Source organism: Pseudomonas baltica (assembly GCF_031880315.1).
Lineage (GTDB): Bacteria > Pseudomonadota > Gammaproteobacteria > Pseudomonadales > Pseudomonadaceae > Aquipseudomonas.
In genome coordinates this window covers 4114475-4132584 of record NZ_CP134771.1, presented here as the reverse complement: position 1 = coordinate 4132584, position 18110 = coordinate 4114475, and the positions used below count along the sequence as shown (strand labels likewise).

Genomic DNA, 18110 nt, shown 5'->3' with positions numbered 1-18110 from the left:
AAGCTTGCTCGCGAAGGGCCCAGCACGGACCCGGATCAATACTCGATCCGCACATCCCCCTTCGGCACGCTGCAGCACGACAGGATGTAGCCTTCGGCTTCGTCTTCCTCGGTGATCCCGCCGTTGTGGTCCATCACCACCTCGCCGCCCAGCTTGAGCACCTTGCAGGTCCCGCAGATACCCATGCCGCAGGCCTTGGGGATCATCATCCCGAGCTTGGCCGCCGCCGCATGCACGGTCTCGCCGGGTGCCACGCGGATGCTCTTGCCCGAGGCCGTGAACTCCACCTGGTGCAACTCGCCCTGTGCCACCTCCGGTGCATCGGCCGCCTGCTCCGCTTGCTCGACCGCATCGGCACGGGCTTCGGGCGGCGTCGCCCCGAACGACTCCTCGTGATAGCGGGTCATGTCGTAGCCGCAGTTCTGCAGCAGGTTCTTCACCGCATTCATGTAGGGCGTCGGTCCGCAGCAGTAGATCTCGCGCTCCATGAAGTCCGACGCGATCAACTCCAGCAGCTTGTGATTCAGATACCCGCGGTACCCCGCCCAAGGCTCGCCCAGCCCGTGCTTCTCGCAAATGAGGTGCAGGCTGAAGTTATCGATCCGCGACGCCATGTGCTCCAGCTCGCGGTGGTAGATGATGTCCTTGGGTGAGCGGGCGCTGTGCACGAACACCATGTCGACGTTGGCGTTGGTGTCGTAGAACCAGCGCGCCATCGACATCACCGGCGTGATCCCGACCCCGCCGCTGAGGTACAGCACCTTCGGGCTCGGAAAGTCGATGGCGTTGAACAAGCCCACCGGCCCGTGCACCGCCAGCTCCTGGCCCTCGTGCAGATTGTCGTGCAGCCAGTTGGAGACCTTGCCGCCGGGCACACGCTTGATGGTCACCGAAAAACTGTAAGGCACCGACGGCGCGCTCGAGATGGTGTACGAGCGCATGATCGGCTGGCCTTCGATTTCCAGCTCCAGGGTGACGAACTGCCCCGGCTTGAAAAAGAACATGATCGGCTGGTCGGCCATGAAGCAGAAGGTGCGCACGTCCCAGGTTTCCTGGATGACTTTGACGCAACGGACAATGTGTCGACCATTGGCCCAGGTCTGGGTAGTTACCGGGTTCAGGAACGGATTGGACATGCTCATCTCCACGGCCGACGGTCGGCCTTCATGGAAGCGATAATGGGGGCGCCGCACACGAATGACTTTTCTATCTGCGACATTCACATGCTTATGGCGACCAGCCCCATCAGGCATGGGTTAGGGCGTCGGGAACAGATTTGGCCATGTCGCCCATGGATAAGGATCATGATGCGACCAGTCGCACACTCCACCGCAAGCCAATCAGCATTCAACAGCCTTGCGCAGCACACCGTAATAGCCACTTTTTTTCGACGGCCACACCGCATGGCCATGAGGATCGATCGATGGACGTCACCGCAACCCTGAGCCTGGGCGACCCGCTGGAACCCGCACGCAAGGCTACCGCCGAAATGCTGCAGAACCGCGAGCGCACCTTCTCGCTGCCGCAACCGTTCTATAACGACGAGCGGCTGTTCGAGATCGACATGCAGGAGATCTTCCACAAGGAATGGCTGATCGCTGGCATGACCAGCGAAATCCCGACCAAGGGTAATTTCCTCACCCTGCAGATCGGCAAGAACCCGATCATCGTAGTGCGCGGTGCCGAAGGCAAAGTCCATGCATTCCACAACGTCTGCCGCCACCGCGGCTCGCGCCTGTGCACCGCCGAAAAGGGCAAGGTCGCCAAGCTGGTGTGCGGCTACCACCAGTGGACCTACGAGCTTGACGGCCGCCTGCTGTTCGCCGGCACCGAAATGGGCGCCGATTTCGACATGAAGCAATACGGCCTCAAGCCGGTCAACGTGAAGACTGCCGGGGGTTACATCTTCATCAGCCTGGCCGAAAACCCGCCAGCCATCGATAACTTCCTCAGTACGCTCGACCATTACATGGAACCGTACGACATGGAAAACACCAAGGTGGCGGTGCAAACCACCCTGGTCGAAAAAGCCAACTGGAAGCTGGTGCTCGAGAACAACCGCGAGTGCTACCACTGCGGCGGCTCGCACCCAGAGCTGCTGAAAACCCTGCTCGAATGGGACGACGTCACCGACCCGCGCGCCGACCAGGCCTTCAAGGACCACGTAGCCGCTTCCGCCGCCGCCTGGGAAGCCGAGAAGATCCCTTACGCCCACGCCAGCTTCGGCCTGCGCAACCGGATCGTGCGCATGCCACTGCTCAAGGGCACCGTGTCCATGACCCTCGACGGCCAGGTCGGCTGCAAAAAACTCATGGGCCGCATCAAGAACCCCGACCTGGGCTCGATGCGCATCCTCCACCTGCCGCACTCGTGGAACCACTGCATGGGCGACCACATCATCGTTTTCACGGTGTGGCCGATCAGCGCTCAGGAAACCATCGTCACCACCAAGTGGCTGGTGCACAAGGATGCTGTAGAAGGCGTGGACTACGACGTAGAGCGTATGCGCCAGGTGTGGGATGCGACCAACGACCAGGACCGCCGCCTGGCGGAAGTGAACCAGCAGGGCATCAACTCGACGGCGTATCAGCCAGGGCCATATTCGAAGACCTATGAGTTTGGGGTGGTGAATTTTATCGATTGGTACAGCGAGCGGCTGCTGGCGAATCTGGGGGCTGAGCCTGCGGCGTATTTGAAAGGGGTGGCGGTGCACGAGTAGGTTCAAAACGAGATAGGGCGCCTGCTCGTTGCAGTAGGCGCGATATTTTCTAGCTTCCCCGAATGGCGAGCATATCCGCAGGTAAAGGTGTACGGGGGCGTGGCGCTGGAACAGACTTGCGCCAGCTAGAAGCTGACATCCGCTCAAGTTCCAGCCTCATTCTTTTGAGCGCCATTGTGGGCCAGCGCCAGAGAAGGCGAACCTGATACTTCTGACAGGTTGCAATGCATACGCGGCGGGGACGAGTTATCGGCGGTCGGGCTGCGGCTGCCTAGGTATCGTTCGCCAGCCGCTGCCAATTCAGCGGCCGGATTTGACCGTCCGACCAAGACGACGTGACGCAGGGATGCAGAACCGCGACTAAGCCTCGCCGCGGCGCAGAGTGCATGCCCTCCCATAGGCCGCTCTGCGCCATCAGAATTGAAATACCCCGCAATCCAATAGCTCTGCCGCCTTCGCGCCTCTTGCTTTAACGTCGTTGCCCCTCCAAGCACAAGAGACGGGCCGCCCATGTATTCCCCCTCGCTCCAGATCCCATCGTCGCCGGCGCGCGCCGCTCACTACCTGCCCGGCATCGACGGCCTGCGCGCCATCGCGATGCTGAGTGTGATCGTGTTCCATCTCGACTTCCTCGACCTGCTACCGGGCGGGTTTACCGGGGTCGACATGTTCTTCGTCATCTCCGGCTACGTGATCACCCGCGCCCTCGCCGAGCGCACGCACCTGGGGTTTGGCGCGTATCTGCTGGATTTCTACCGCCGTCGCCTGCTGCGCATCCTGCCGGCGTTGCTGGTGGTGCTGCTGGTCAGCTTCGTAGTGGCGGCGTTGTTCGTGCCGCAGGTGTGGCTGAGCAATCAAAACGACCAGACCGGACTGGCGGCCATCATTGGCTTGAGCAATTTCACCCTGGCGGGGAACATCAACCCGTACTTTTCGCCCCGCGCCGAGCTCAACCCCTTCTTGCATACCTGGTCGCTGGGGGTGGAAGAACAGTTCTACCTGCTGTTTCCAGCGATTTATTTTTTGTACCGCCGTTGTAGGACGCATCTGAAGTTTGCCTGGGCGCTGCTGCCGGCCCTTGCGCTGGCCTCGTTGATCGTCAGTGGCGTGCAAACCGCTACCGATCCGCTGTCGGCGTTCTACCTGTTGCCCAGTCGGTTCTGGGAGCTGGCCGCCGGAGCGCTGCTGTTTCAGGCGCTGGGCAACAAAACGCTCACCGTTCGCGGCGGCTGGCTGGCACAGGTGCTATTGATGGCCGGCATGGGGCTGGTGACGCTGGGCTTCGTATACGCCGAGCGCAAGTTGTTCCCCTTCCCGTGGGCGTTGGTGACCGTCAGTGGCACCTTGCTGCTGATCGCCGCCGTGACCCTCCAACCCGCGAGCTGCCGGTCGCCGCTGCATACACTGCTGCAATCGCCGCCCCTGGTGTACGTCGGTCGGCTGTCCTATTCGCTGTACCTGTGGCACTGGCCGGTGGCGGTGTTCCTGCGCTGGACTACCGGCCTGGAGCTGCTGGAGGCGCAGGTGCTCTATCCCTTTATCGTACTGGCGCTGGCGGCAGGCTCCTATCACTGGATCGAAACCCCGATTCGCGCGGGGCGTTCGCTGCTGCAGCGCAACGCTTGGGTCACGATCAGCGCCAGCCTCGTGGCAGTGGGCATGACGTGGCTGGCGGCTCTGTGGATCACCGACAATACCGCGGCGATATCGCTCAGCCAGACCCGCGACAGCTACCTGTGGCACGCCTACAAGCACTATCCTCGCGAGACCGTCGAGCCCGTGGACGACCCCGAGATCGAGGGCCGGCAGCTGTTCGTGCTGGGCGACTCCCATACTGCGGCCTATCGCACCCTGCTCAAGCTGGTGGAGCTGCGCCTAGGGGTGCAAGTCCGGGAATACGAGCACGGCGGCTGTGCTGTGGTGAGCCTGATCGGTGCCGATCCCGAAGACTGCGACGCAGAGCGTGAAGCGGCGCTGGCGGACATCGAAGCGCGGGCCAACCCGGGGGATATCGTGTGGCTGGCCTCGCTGCGCATGCCCGAACTGGCCGGGCGTGATTGGCAGGCCGGGGAGCAGGCTGCCTGGGCGCAGGCATTGGCCGAGGTGGATACAACACAGGCGGATATCTCCGCGCGGGCCATGCTGACGCGGCTTGCAGCGACCCAGGCGCAAATCCTCATCGATGCGCCCAAGCCGCTGTTCAAGGCACCGCCCAACCGCTGCTCGGACGGGTTCAACCACATGAACCCGGTATGCGCTCCCGGCCTGACGGTCGAGCGCGCCCAGATTGCGAAACTGCGCGCGCCGCAGTTGCAACTACTGGCGCAGTTGCAACGGGACTACCCCAGCCTGCATGTCTGGGACCCGCTACCACTGCTCTGCCCGTATTCGGCCTGTTCGGCGTACGACAGAGAGGGCAGGCCGCTGTACGACGATTCGGATCATCTCAGCGGGCATGGCAATCGGACTCTGGAGCGCAGCTTGACCGGGGCGCTGATAAGTATCTGGCGGGATATATAATTTGCCTTGCTACTAGATGAATGGCGGGTTGGCAAACTATATCAGGCGGCGAAGCTGACGACTTTTTTCAAAGGGAGGAGTCATCGTCGGCGTACTGGACGAGCCAACACCCCGTGACGTAGATAATCCTGGAATAGGGTAGAGGACTCCAGACCGTGTCAGCGCACCACCCCCTCCTCCACCAGCAATTTGAGTATCGCCGCCGCACCCTCCTCGGCGCTCACCCCCTTGAGCACTTGCCCGCCGCCGCCACTGGCCTTGGCCGTGGCGGCTTTCATGCGATCTGCGCCGCTCTTGGCCTTGATCACCTTCAAGCGCTTGGGCCGCGGCTTGGCCGGTTGCAGCTCGGCGCTGGCGAGCAGTTGGTCGTCGACGATCTCCACTTCATCGACCTCGAAGGTCCCGCGCTGGGCCGGGCCGTAGGCGCTTTGCCGGGGCTTGGGGGCGGCGTTATCAACCGTGGCGAGCATCGGCAAGCGCACCTTGAGGCGCCGCCGTTGCCCGCGCGGCAAGGCTTGCAGCACCAAGGCCACGCCGTGCTCGATGGACTCGACCTCGGCCAGCCCGACGATCACCGGCCAGCCCAATTGCTCGGCGAGCAGAAACGGCAGCATGCCGGAGCCTTCGCCGGTTTCCGCCTGGGCGCCGGTGAGCACCAATTGGGCTCCGGCATCGCGCAGGTAGTCAGCCAGCGCCGGTAGCGCATCGCCACCGGCCGGGGTTTCCAGTACGTGCAGGCACTCCAGGCCCATGCCCATGTAGGCGCGCAAGGCCGGCTCGTTGGCGTCGCCGGCGTGCAGCACCTGCAACTGCGTGCCGACCAACTGCAGGCCCAGCTCCACGGCGCGGGCATCCTGCTCGGCGCGTCGCGCGCGGCCCGAGGTCGGGTGGGCGCCGATGGACACCAGGCTGATGACCTTGGTGCTCAGTGGGTGCTTGAAAGGTGCATTCACAACAGTCTCCTCAGGCCGCATCGCGCGTGGCTGGGTTACGGTAGGCCGCCATGGCGGCGATCAGTGCCTGGAGGATCGCGGCGCTCTCGCCGATCACCGACAAGTCCGCGCGTTTGATCATGTCGCAACCGGCATCTAGGTTGATGGCAATGACCTTGTCGCACGCGCCTATCCCTTGCAGATGCTGGATCGCACCGCTGATGCCGACCGCCACATAGACCCGCGCCGTGACCCAGGTGCCACTGGCACCCACTTGCCGATCGCGCCCCATGAAGCCATCGTCCACGGCCACCCGCGAGGCACCTTCAGTGGCGCCCAGGGCGGCGGCGGTGCGGTGAAACAAATCCCAGTCCTTGACGCCGTTACCGCCCGAGAAGATGAACTCCGCCTCGGCCATGGGAATCGCTGCCGGGTCGACTGCCACCGCACCCAGGTCCTCGATGCGCGGCAAGCTGCGCGCAGCCCTTGTGGATAACTCCACGGCCAGCGCTTCATGACGGGTTTCATCCACAGGCTCGGCGCATTCGGCAGCGGCCAGAATCAACCGTGGCAAATCGCGGGCGAGGTCTTGCAGCCCCGCACCGGCGCGGCCGATGCACTGTTGATCCTTGATCTGCCACACCCGTGTCGCCGGTCGCTCGCCGAGGCTGGCGGCAAAGCGCCTGCCCAATTCACCACCGCCGGTACGGCTGTCGGGCAGCAACCAGTGCCGCGGGCGCAACTGGCTGTCCACAGCGCGCAGGCCCTGCACCCGTTGCTCAGGCGCATAGCCGTCGAATTCGCTGCCGTCGAGTATCAACAGGCGGTCGACGCCGGCGGTATCGAAGGCGCTCTCCTTATGCTCGCCGAACACGATCGCCAGCACCGCGCCATCGCTACCGGCCAAGCGATGTGCCAGGCCCAGCACGTCGCGGTCATGGCTGCTCAGGCGGCCGCCGACCATGTCGGGCACCACACTGATATAAAACGCTGGCTCGGCAATCCGATGCAGCGGCAACTGCACTTGCGGGGCGGCGCCACGTTTGCTGCTGCCACCCTGCTGCGCGCCGCTGCGGTCGATACGCTTGACGCCGTTGGGGCCGATAAAAGCGCCCACATGCGGGTTTTTACGGATGACGCCCTGGGGCCCCATCCAGCTGCCTTGCACCGGCTGCAGGGCGGCATGCAGCGGGTGCAAGCGATTGCGGGCGATCCACTCGGCACGGGGATCGCGGCGGATGATGTCGCTCATCAGTTGACCTCCGCGGGTTCACGTTTGACCACTACCGGCTTGGCGGCGGCCGCTTCTTCGATCAGGGCATCGGCGACCAGCTCGGCGATGTCCTTGATCAACGGCCGTGGCTCGACCACCCCTTCAAGCATGGCCGTGCATTGCGGGCAACCGACGGCGACCAGTTCGGCCTGGGTCTCGCGAATGTCGTCCATGCGCATGTCAGGGATGCGCTGTTTGCCAGGGATATCGGTGATCGGCGCACCGCCGCCGCCGCCGCAGCAACGCGAACGGAAACCCGAGCGCTGCATCTCCTTGACCTCGATGCCCAGCGCCTTGAGCACGTCGCGCGGCGCCTGGTATTCGCCGTTGTAGCGGCCCAGGTAGCACGGGTCGTGATAGGTGACGCTGCCGCCTTTGTGCTGAACGAGACTGAGTTGGCCGGCGGTCACCAGTTCGGCCATGAAGGTGCTGTGGTGCAGCACCTCATAGTGGCCGCCGAGGGCGCCGTATTCGTTCTTCAGCACGTGAAAGCTGTGCGGATCGCAGGTGACGATGCGCTTGAAACGGTACTGGTCGAGGGTCTTGATATTGCGTTTGGCCAGCAGTTGAAAGGTCGCTTCGTCACCCAGGCGACGGGCGACGTCACCGCTGTCACGCTCTTCGAGCCCAAGCACGGCGAAGTCGACCTTGGCGGCCTTGAGCACTTTGACGAAGGCGCGCAGGGTGCGCTGGTTGCGCATGTCGAAGGCACCGTCGCCGACCCAGAACAGCACCTGGGCATCAGGCTTGTCGGCCATCAGGCTGAGGTTGAGGTCGGCCGCCCAGTTCATTCGCCCACCCGGGTTGAAGCCGCCGGGGTTATCGGTGGCGATCAGGTTGTCGAGCACTTCGGCGCCCTTGTTGGGCGTGGCGCCCTTCTCGAGGGTGAGATGGCGGCGCATGTCGACGATGGCATCGACGTGCTCGATCATCATCGGGCATTCCTCGACGCAGGCGCGGCAGGTGGTGCACGACCACAGAGTGTCGGCGTCCACCAGGCCGTTGACGATCGGCTGGTGCGGATTGCCGCTGTGTTCGCCAACAGGCTTGCCTGGATACGGGCTACCGGCGAACTTGGCGTCGGTACCGCCCGCCAGGCCGACGACCATGTCCTGAATCAGTTTTTTCGGGTTCAACGGCTGGCCGGCGGCGAACGCCGGGCACGCGGCTTCGCACTTGCCGCACTGCACGCAGGCGTCGAAACCGAGCAGTTGGTTCCAGGTGAAGTCCTTGGGTTTTTCGACGCCCAGCGGCGCACCCTTGTCGGCGAAGTCCAGCGGCTTGAGACCAGTCGAGCGGCCACCGTTGAAACGTTCGGCGCGCCGGTGCCAGGCCAGGTGCAGGGCACCGGCGAAGGCGTGCTTCATCGGCCCGCCCCAGGTCATGCCGAAAAACAGTTCCGACACGCCCCAGAACACGCCGATACCAAGGATCACGGCCACGACCCAGCCACCAAAGTCGGCTGGGAGGATGCCGGCCACCGGCAAGGTGGCGATAAAAAAGCTTGCCGAAAACATCAGCAGGCTCTTCGGCAGCCGCATCCACGGACCCTTGGACAGCCGCGCCGGTGGATGGCGACGGCGCGCATAGACGAAGCAGGCACCGACGAACATCAGAGCGGTGGCCAACAGCAGCGCGTAGCCGAGGAAGCGGTTGTGCAGACCAAAACCATGCACCAGGATCGCCAGTACGGCTGCCAGCACCGCACCGCCAGCCGTGGCCACGTGAGTGTTGGCGATGTATTTATCGCGGGCCACCACATGGTGCAGGTCGACCATGTAGCGCTTGGGCATGGCCAGCAGGCCACCGAGCAGGTCGACCTGCGCGGCACGGCCCCGGCGCCACATGCGCACCCGGCGCACCGCGCCCAGAGCAGCAAGCCCCAGCGCCGCGAACAGCAGGATCGGGAGAAGGGTGTTCAACATGATGCGGGCTCCCAAAGACCACGGGTCTTGCAGGCGAAAATTGCGGATGCCTTGCGCATTACCTGTGGGAGCAGAGCTTGCTCGCGAAGCAGACGCCGCGGCGCATCCGTTGCTGCGCGTCGCGCCCTTCGCGGGCAAGCCTTGCTCCCACAGGTCATGGGCAAGCCGTTAGAGCAGCCTTAGAAATCCTTGCACAACCGCAGCGCGTCGTAGATCGCCGCGTGGGTGTTGCGCTGGGCCACGCAGTCGCCGATACGGAACAGCAAATAGCCGTCACCCGTGGTGCTCAGCGAAGGCTGCGGCTGGATCGCGAACAAGGCGTCGATATCGATCTGGCCCTTGTTGCGCGAGCCTTCCTTGAGCCCGTAGTAGAGGACTTCGTCAGGCCGCACGCCGTTCTCGACCACCACCTGGTCGACCACCCGCTCCTCTTTGGCGCCGGTGTATTCGTTCTCCAGCACCGCCACCAGCTTGTCGCCCTCGCGGTAGACCTTTTCCAGCATCAGGTCGCCGGTCATGATCACTTCCTTGGGGTACATGCTGCGGTAGTAGGTCGGGAACGACGTACCGCCGATGGCCACGCCGGGCTTGATGTCATCGGTGACGATCTCCACCTGGCTGCCCTTGTCGGCCAGAAAGTCCGCCACCGACATGCCGGTGAACTCGCAGATGGTGTCGTACACCAGCACGTTCTTGCCTGGCGCGACCTTGCCGTCGAGCACGTCCCAGCTGCTGACCACCAGCCCCTCGGCCGCACCCCAGTGTTCGTTCTGCTCGAGGAACGGGTGCCCGCCCACCGCCAGCACGATCACGTCCGGACGCAAGTCCATGATGGTGGCGATATCGGCAGCGGTGCCCAGGCGCAGGTCGACCTTCAAGCGCGCCAGCTCCAGCTGGAACCAGCGAGTGATACCGGCGATCTGGTCCCGTTGCGGCGCCTTGGACGCCGTGGTGATCTGCCCGCCGATGAATTCCTTCTTCTCGAACAACGTCACGTCGTGGCCGCGTTCGGCCGACACACGGGCGGCTTCCATCCCGGCCGGCCCGGCACCGACGATCACCACCTTGCGCTTGATGCCGGTGGTTTTCTCGATGATGTGCGGCACGCCCATGTACTCACGGGAGGTGGCGGCGTTCTGGATGCACAGCACGTCCAGCCCCTGATACTGGCGGTCGATGCAGTAGTTGGCGCCCACACACTGCTTGATCTGGTCGATCTGGCCCATCTTGATCTTGGCGATCAGGTGCGGGTCGGCGATGTGCGCGCGGGTCATGCCGACCATGTCGACGTAGCCGCCTTCCAGAATCCGCGTAGCCTGGTTCGGGTCCTTGATGTTCTGCGCGTGCAGCACCGGGACCTTGACCACTTCCTTGATACCGGCTGCCAGGTGCAGGAACGGCTCCGGCGGGTAGCTCATGTTGGGGATGACGTTGGCCAGGGTGTTGTGGGTGTCGCACCCCGAGCCGACCACGCCGAGGAAGTCGATCATGCCGGTGTCGGCGTAGTACTTGGCGATCTCCTTCATGTCCTCGTGGCTGAGGCCATCGGGGTGGAATTCATCGCCGCAGATGCGCAGGCCCACGCAGAAATCGTCGCCGACCTCTTTGCGCACGGCCTTGAGCACTTCCATGCCGAAGCGCATGCGGTTCTCGAAGCTGCCGCCCCATTCGTCGATACGCTTGTTGACCCGCGGGCTCCAGAACTGGTCGATCATGTGCTGGTGCACGGCCGACAGCTCGACGCCGTCCAGGCCCCCGGCCTTGGCCCGCGCCGCAGCGCTGGCGTAGTTGCCGATCACGCGCCAGATTTCTTCAGGCTCGATGGTCTTGCAGGTGGCGCGGTGCACCGGCTCGCGGATGCCCGACGGCGACATCAGGGTTGGCCAGTGGTCGCCGTCCCAGCGCGAGCGACGGCCCATGTGGGTGATCTGGATCATGATCTTGGCGCCGTGCTTGTGCATGGCGTCGGCGAGATTCTGGAAGTGCGGGATGATCTTGTCGGTGGCCAGGTTGACGGATTTCCACCAGCCCTGAGGGCTGTCGATGGCCACGCTGGAGGAGCCGCCGCAAATGGCCAGGCCGATACCGCCCTTGGCTTTCTCTTCGTAATACTTGACGTATCTGTCGGTGGTCATGCCGCCATCGGTGGCATAGACCTCGGCGTGCGCAGTACTGAGCACGCGGTTGCGGATCGTCAGTTTGCCGATCTGGATCGGCTGGAACATCGCTTCGAAAGCCATGGCACGGTCCTCGGCTTACAACGGTTTGACGGTGAACAGGCCATCTTCGTGGCCTTCTTCGGAGCCGCCATACACTTGCTCGGCGACGGTACGCACACTGCTGCCCTTGGCGGCGAGGATCTGGTCCATGGCACCGGCGAACCAGCCGGTGAACATGTAGTCGACCTTGCGCCCGACCTTGCCGTACACGTAGACGAAGCAGGAGTGCTCGAGCTTGACGCTGGCGGTGCCTTTGTCGAGGTCGATGTCCTGAATCTTGAACAGGCCCCAGCCACGCTGCGACAGGCGCTTCATGTAGTGCTCGAACACCGCGACGCCTTCGATGCCATGGCATTCGGCTTCTTTTTCGCACCAGTGCCAGGCAGATTTGTAGCCGGCCTTGTAGAGGATCTCGGCGTAGGCATCGGCGCCCAGGACTTCTTCGATACCCATGTGGTTGTTGACGAAAAAGTGCCGCGGCACGTAGAGCATCGGCAGGGCATCGGAGGTCCAGACGCCGGTTTCGCTGTCGACTTCGATGGGCAGTTGCGGGGCGATTTTGGCCATGGTGCTTGAACTCCGGAAAGGGGATGTCGGCCCTCCGCCCTGGGGCGGAGGTTGGAAAAGAGAGATTGAAAGGGTGGGGACTACTTATTCTCCCCACACATCCTTGAGGACGTTCACCCAGTTCTCGCCCATGATCTTGCGCACCGTGCGCTCGCTGTGGCCGCGCTTGAGCAGGGTCTCGGTCAAATTGGGGAACTCGCCCACGGTGCGGATGCCCAGCGGGTTGATGATCTTGCCGAAGCTGGTCAAGCGGCGAGCGTAGCCCTTGTCGTGGGTCAGGTATTCGAAGAAGTCCTGGCCGTGGCCCTGGGTGAAGTCGGTACCGATGCCGATGGCGTCTTCACCGACGATGTTCATGGTGTATTCGATGGCTTCGGCGTAATCGTCGATGGTCGACTCGATGCCCTTGGCCAGGAATGGCGCGAACATGGTCACACCGACGAAACCGCCGTGGTCGGCGATGAATTTGAGCTCGGCGTCGGATTTGTTGCGCGGGTGCTCCTTGAGGCCCGACGGCAGGCAGTGGGAGTAGCACACCGGTTTTTTCGATTCGAGGATGACTTCTTCGGATGTTTTCGAGCCGACGTGGGACAGGTCGCACATCACCCCGACGCGGTTCATCTCGGCGACGATCTCGCGCCCGAAGCCCGACAGGCCGCCGTCGCGCTCGTAGCAGCCGGTGCCGACCAGGTTCTGGGTGTTGTAGCACATCTGTACGATACCGACGCCCAGCTGCTTGAAGATCTCGACATAGCCGATCTGGTCTTCAAAGGCGTGGGCGTTCTGGAAGCCGAACATGATGCCGGTCTTGCCGGTTTCCTTGGCTTTGCGGATGTCGGCGGTGGTGCGCACCGGCATGACCAGGTCACTGTTCTCGCGCATCAGCTTCTGGCTGGAGCAGATGCTGTTGATCGTCGCCTGGAAACCTTCCCACACCGACACGGTGCAGTTGGCCATGGTCAGGCCGCCTTTGCGCATGTCTTCGAACAGTTCACGGTTCCACTTGGCGATGATCAGGCCATCGATAACGATGCTGTCGGCGTGCAATTCGGCTGGGCTCATCAGGCTGTCCCCTATAGGCGTGGTACGCCGAATCGTCTGCCGGCGCTATTGAGGCCAGCATATGCCTAGGCGCCAGACGGCCCGGATGCAAAAACGACAAGGGAATTGCCGAAAGCGTCAAAGGGCGACAAAGGAGGCCCGCGGACCTCCTTTGCGGCTTACAGGGTCGGGCAGTTGGCGGGGACGAGCCCCTCATAGGCGGCAGCGAGCGCCAGCAGGTCGGTTTCGGCCTTGGCCTTGCCGATAAAGGTCATACCGCCCGGCAGGCCGTCGTCACCGTGCCCGGTGGGCACGTTCAGGCTCGGATAGCCCGCGCTGGCGGCCATCGCCCAGGACGGCTGCGCCGTCGGAAATACCAGCGCATCCAGCGTGTGCGCCTCAAGGGGGGCATCCAGTGCCGCTTGGTTAACAGCGACTACGCGTTCGAGCATGGCGGTGTACTGATCAGGCGTCATTTCCCAGTTGCTGGCCATCAGCATCCACGCCTGGTTGTACTCGGCGTTGCCCGGCTGGGTGCGATTGAACTCGATCAGCTCTTCGAGGGTACTGAGGCCCAGGCCTTCGCGACTTTGCAGGTAGGCGGGGATGGCGGTCTTGAAGTCTTGCAGCAGCAGGTACAGTACGTCGAAATCAGGGGCCACCTGCGCGGAAATCGGCACCAGTTGCGCACCGGCCTCGCGCATGGCCGCCAGCGCCTTCAAGAACAGTGGCTGGTCGCTGCGCTGCGCCGGGCCCTCGGCGTATTCCACGGGAAATCCGATGCGCTTGCCGTCCAGGCTGGCGGAACCTAGCGTTTGCTGGTACTGCTCAGCCAGTGATTCATCGCCCTGCAGGATCGCCAGCAACAGTGCGCTGTCGGCGACGGTCCGGGCCATAGGCCCGGCGGTGTCCTGACGCACCGACAGCGGCACGATGCCCTCGTTGACGATCAGTCCCTGGGTCGGCTTGAGGCCCACGACGCCGGCATGGAGCGCCGGACAGATGATCGAGCCGAGCGTCTCGGTGCCGACCGCCAGCGGCGCGAAGCCAGCGGCGACAGCCACCGCCGAACCGCTGCTGGAGCCGCAGGCTTCATAATCCGCACCATAGGCGCTGAGCGTTTGCCCACCTCGCCCGCTCCAACCATTGGGGATATTGGTACCACGAAAGTTCGCCCATTCACTCATATTGGCCTTGCCGAGGATCAGCGCGCCCGACGCGCGCAGATTGGCGACCAGCGGCGCATCACGGGAGGCCGATGCCGCTACCATCGCCAGCGAGCCGGCAGCGGTCTTGAGGGTGTCGGCGGTCTCGATACTGTCCTTGAGCAACACCGGAATACCGTGCAGCGCCCCGCGCACATTGCCTTCGGCGCGCTCGGCATCCAGTGCGCGCGCCAGCTCCAGGGCTTCGGCGTTGGTTTCTATCACAGCGCGCAACTGCGGCCCTTGCTCGTTGAGGCGCTCGATTCGCGCCAGCAGATGCGTGACCAGGCGTTCGGAAGTCAGATCGCCACTTTCCATGGCCGCGATCAGTTCGGCGACCGTCGCGTACTCCAGGCCCGCCTCGATACCGCACGCCGCGACAGGGGTCGGCGCCGCATTGGCGACGGAAACTGTGGTAGACATCGCCAGCACAGCGCCGGCAACCACAGTGAATAGTTTTGCAGAGAAGTCCATTTCTTACTCCAGAAGTGAGGGATTGCAAAGCCAATCTATCGCAGAGCGCGCGGACGAAAACGCCCTTCTGCCAACGCCAAACGTGCGAAAGCTGCCGCCCCACCTACTCAAAATTCCTTGCCGAGGCACGGACAGCCCTGTGCCGTCCGTCAATCCAAAATCGCCGGCTGTTCTTTACGGCCAACCTGAGCCAAAATCCAGCCACAAAATGTTTCGTAGACTGATGAGGGCGTCACCGATGAGATCAATGCTTTGGGTATTGGCCGTGCTGGCCGTCGGCGCACATGCCGCAGACAAGGACGAAGACGGCCCGACACCCTGCGACAAGGTAGAAACCAGCGCCCAGAGCCTGAAGTGCTCGGTCTACAACAAGGACACCGCGCAAAGTGGCCTGGATGAAGCCTACAACCAGCTGATGGCGCGTATCTCCGCGCAGTTCAGCGATCAGAAAGAACTGCTCAAGACCTACCAGGACAAGGTCAAAGCCGCCAACGACCTGTGGATAAAACTGCGCGACGCCGATTGCGCGGTAGAAATCCTCGAGTCCAGCAGCGACGACAGCGACGCCGAAACCACCAAGAATAACTGCCTGGCTCAGCGCAGCGACGAGCGGTCGGAATACCTGCAGACCTTGGCGACCCAAGGCGGCGAATCGGACGCTCCTGACGAATGAAGACCTGTGGTGTGGAAATCAAGGCAAGCGAGGCGATCTTCGCCCTGGCCGTTATAGAGGGTGGCGCGGTGAATCATTTGCCGTTGACGCTCAAGAAGCTGGCGTTGGACGATGATGACCAGGCGGCGAATGTACGGGCATTTGCGGCACAAGCTGCTGCCTTCGTCGCTGAAAATGGCATCCAGCGGTTGGCGATCAAGAAGCGCGGTAAAAAAGGCGAGTTTGCCGGCGGCCCGACGACGTTCAAGATCGAGGGCATCCTGCAGTTGCTCGAAGGATGCGAAACCGTTCTCGTCTCCCCGCAAACCATCAGCGCTCAGGCCAAGAAGCATGGCGCCGAACTGCCTTCGTCCCTGAACAAATATCAGCACGACGCTTTCAAGGCCGCTTGCGCCGTATTGCTCAAGCGCTGATTCTGCGCTGTCTGCACGGGCCTCCCCCTAAACCCGCCGATCCTCCCGCGGGCTCTTGCCGAACTTCACCCGGTAGCTGCGGGTGAAATACGACGCCGATTCAAACCCGCAGGCAATACTCACCTCCAGCACACTCATGTCCGTCTGGCGCAGCAGCTGGCGGCCCTTATCCAGCCGCAGGCGCAGGTAGAAGTTGCTCGGCGTGTCGTTGAGGTACAGTTTGAACAGCCGCTCCAATTGCCGCCGGGTGATCTTGGCCAGTTCGGCCAGCTCCAGGGTGCTGAGCGGCGGCTCCATGTGCTGCTCCATCTCACCGATCACCTGCACCAGCTTCTTGTTGTTGATGCCGTAGCGCGTGGCGACCTGCATGCGCTGGTGGTCCTTGCGCGGGCGGATGCGGCTGAGCACGAACTGCTCGGAGACCTGGATGGCGAGTTCGCTGCCGTGGGCCTGGGCGATCAGGTCGAGCATCAGGTCGATGCTCGCCGTGCCGCCAGCGCAGGTGATACGCCGGCCATCGACTTCGAAGAGTTCCTGGCTGGCCTCGAGCGCGGGATAGGACTCGCGAAAGGCGTCCAGCGCCTCCCAGTGCAAAGCCACGCGATGACCGCTCAGCAACCCGGCCTCGGCCAGGACGAAGCTGCCGGTGTCGATGCCACCCAGCGTCACCCCTTCCCCATCATGGCGACGCAGCCAATGTTGCAACGGCGCGCAAAACGCCTGTAATGGATCGAAGCCTGCCACCACCATAAGCGTTGCGCCCTTGCTCAACGCGATCAAGCCGTCATCGGCGTTCACCGACATGCCGTTGCTGGCAGTCACCGGCCCGCCATCCAGGCTCAACACCTGCCAGCGATACAGCTCGCCCTTGAAGCGATTGGCCACGCGCAACGGCTCGATGGCCGAGATGAACCCCATCGCCGAAAAGCCGGGTAACAACAGGAAATGAAAACACTGGGGCATGGGGGTCTTCTTTACGGACTGGGACCACGGGCATGACTTGCCTGCGAAAGCGATTTAAGCAACACCACTACCTGCACGTTAATACCGTGGCAGGTCGCCAGCGTGCAAGTCCCCGTCGCAGCAGTGCGATTTTTCCCTCGGGCAGCTGCGTACCTTAGACAGGGCCACGGTGCCCAGACATCGACGCCCTATAACAACGAGAAACTGCCGCCAGCCCGAGGAGCCATCATGAACAAATCGATGAGTTGCTGTTTGCTGAGCCTGACCGCCAGCGCGATATTCAGCGTGAACGCCAGCGCCGCCGAAGCCCCCAGCTGCAAGAACGTACGCCTGGGCGTGGTCAACTGGACCGACGTCATCGCCACCAGCGCCATGACTCAGGTACTGCTCGATGGCCTGGGCTACGAGACCAAGCAGACCAGCGCTTCACAGCAGATCATTTTCGCCGGCATCCGTGACCAGCGTCTGGACCTGTTCCTCGGCTACTGGAACCCGCTGATGACCCAGACCATCACGCCGTTCGTCGACGCCAAGCAAGTGCGCGTGCTCGACAAACCCAGCCTGGAGGACGCCCGCGCCACCCTGGCAGTACCCAGCTACCTGGCCGACAAGGGCCTGAAAAACTTCGCCGACATCGCCAAGTTCAAGACCGAACTGGGCGGCAAGATCTACGGCATCGAGCCCGGTTCGGGCGCCAACACCCAGATCAAGGCGATGATCGCCAAAAACCAGTTCGGCCTGGGCGGCTTCCAGCTGGTGGAGTCCAGCGAGGCCGGCATGCTCTCGGCGGTGGGCCGCGCGGTGAATCGCAATGAAGCCATCGTATTCTTCGGCTGGGCCCCGCACCCCATGAACGTCAACATCAAGATGACCTACCTCACCGGCAGCGACGGCGCCCTGGGCCCGGACGAAGGCAAGGCTACGGTATGGACCGTTACCGCACCGGACTACGCCAGCCGCTGCCCGAACGTGGAGCGGCTGGTCAGCAACCTGACCTTCAGCGCCGAGGATGAGAGCCGGATGATGCAACCGCTGCTCGATCACAAGGACGCGCTGGAGTCGGCCAAGGCCTGGCTCAAGGCCCATCCGGCGGATCAGCAACGCTGGCTTGAAGGGGTGACCACGTTCGATGGCAAGCCGGCGGGTGGGAATCTCAAATTGACGACCAATCCTTGATATCAATACC

The 18110-nt window shown here is 63.1% G+C and carries 14 protein-coding genes; 5 read left to right on the top strand and 9 right to left on the bottom strand.

The annotated features are described in order from the left end of the window. Positions 1-35: 35 nt before the first annotated feature. On the bottom strand, positions 36-1136 hold the full coding sequence (gene gbcB, locus REH34_RS18460) for a glycine-betaine demethylase subunit GbcB (protein ID WP_226504304.1): 1101 nt from the start codon (positions 1134-1136) through the stop codon (positions 36-38). 287 nt (positions 1137-1423) lie between these two features. On the opposite strand from gbcB, the gene gbcA reads away from it, so the two are divergent. Together gbcA and REH34_RS18450 are read left to right on the top strand one after the other, a co-directional pair. Then, the gene (gene gbcA, locus REH34_RS18455) at positions 1424-2719 is read left to right on the top strand and encodes a glycine-betaine demethylase subunit GbcA (RefSeq protein ID WP_226504303.1); all 1296 of its coding nucleotides are present in this window, start codon (positions 1424-1426) and stop codon (positions 2717-2719) included. Positions 2720-3229: 510 nt separating this feature from the next. Beyond that, positions 3230-5239: an acyltransferase family protein gene (locus REH34_RS18450; RefSeq protein WP_311968718.1), complete on the top strand. Its 2010-nt coding sequence runs from the start codon at positions 3230-3232 to the stop codon at positions 5237-5239. 158 nt (positions 5240-5397) lie between these two features. On the opposite strand, the gene REH34_RS18445 is transcribed toward REH34_RS18450, so the two are convergent. From REH34_RS18445 to REH34_RS18415, 7 genes are all read right to left on the bottom strand, one after another. After that, positions 5398-6168, bottom strand: coding sequence for an electron transfer flavoprotein subunit beta (locus tag REH34_RS18445; protein ID WP_226504465.1), 771 nt, complete (start codon positions 6166-6168; stop codon positions 5398-5400). A gap of 34 nt (positions 6169-6202) precedes the next feature. Next, positions 6203-7423 carry an electron transfer flavoprotein subunit alpha/FixB family protein gene (locus tag REH34_RS18440; protein WP_311968717.1) on the bottom strand — a complete coding sequence of 407 codons (1221 nt, stop codon included), beginning with the start codon at positions 7421-7423 and terminating at the stop codon, positions 6203-6205. Further along, on the bottom strand, positions 7423-9369 hold the full coding sequence (gene dgcB, locus REH34_RS18435; RefSeq protein WP_311968716.1) for a dimethylglycine demethylation protein DgcB: 1947 nt from the start codon (positions 9367-9369) through the stop codon (positions 7423-7425). Before dgcB ends, REH34_RS18440 begins: the two co-directional genes overlap by 1 nt. Before the next feature lie 179 nt (positions 9370-9548). Then, positions 9549-11609, bottom strand: a complete 2061-nt coding sequence (gene dgcA / locus REH34_RS18430; protein ID WP_311968715.1) for a dimethylglycine demethylation protein DgcA — start codon at positions 11607-11609, stop codon at positions 9549-9551. A 15-nt stretch (positions 11610-11624) separates the two neighbouring features. Next, complete coding sequence (locus REH34_RS18425) at positions 11625-12155, bottom strand: DUF5943 domain-containing protein (protein WP_226504297.1); 531 nt, start codon at positions 12153-12155, stop codon at positions 11625-11627. Between the two features lie 84 nt (positions 12156-12239). Then, the gene (locus REH34_RS18420; protein ID WP_226504296.1) at positions 12240-13217 is read right to left on the bottom strand and encodes a dipeptidase; all 978 of its coding nucleotides are present in this window, start codon (positions 13215-13217) and stop codon (positions 12240-12242) included. A 158-nt stretch (positions 13218-13375) separates the two neighbouring features. Continuing rightward, the gene (locus REH34_RS18415; protein WP_311968714.1) at positions 13376-14875 is read right to left on the bottom strand and encodes an amidase family protein; all 1500 of its coding nucleotides are present in this window, start codon (positions 14873-14875) and stop codon (positions 13376-13378) included. Positions 14876-15113: 238 nt separating this feature from the next. Between REH34_RS18415 and REH34_RS18410 the strand changes: the two genes are divergently transcribed. After that, positions 15114-15548 (top strand): lysozyme inhibitor LprI family protein, encoded by a 435-nt coding sequence (locus REH34_RS18410; protein ID WP_311968713.1) that lies wholly within the window; start codon positions 15114-15116, stop codon positions 15546-15548. Next, complete coding sequence (locus tag REH34_RS18405) at positions 15545-15961, top strand: DUF3010 family protein (RefSeq protein WP_311968712.1); 417 nt, start codon at positions 15545-15547, stop codon at positions 15959-15961. The genes REH34_RS18410 and REH34_RS18405 overlap by 4 nt, the downstream gene beginning before the upstream one ends. A 27-nt stretch (positions 15962-15988) precedes the next feature. On the opposite strand, the gene REH34_RS18400 is transcribed toward REH34_RS18405, so the two are convergent. Then, positions 15989-16924 (bottom strand): GlxA family transcriptional regulator, encoded by a 936-nt coding sequence (locus tag REH34_RS18400; RefSeq protein ID WP_311968711.1) that lies wholly within the window; start codon positions 16922-16924, stop codon positions 15989-15991. Positions 16925-17152: 228 nt separating this feature from the next. On the opposite strand from REH34_RS18400, the gene choX reads away from it, so the two are divergent. Beyond that, positions 17153-18100, top strand: coding sequence for a choline ABC transporter substrate-binding protein (choX, locus tag REH34_RS18395; RefSeq protein WP_311968710.1), 948 nt, complete (start codon positions 17153-17155; stop codon positions 18098-18100). Positions 18101-18110: the final 10 nt, after the last annotated feature.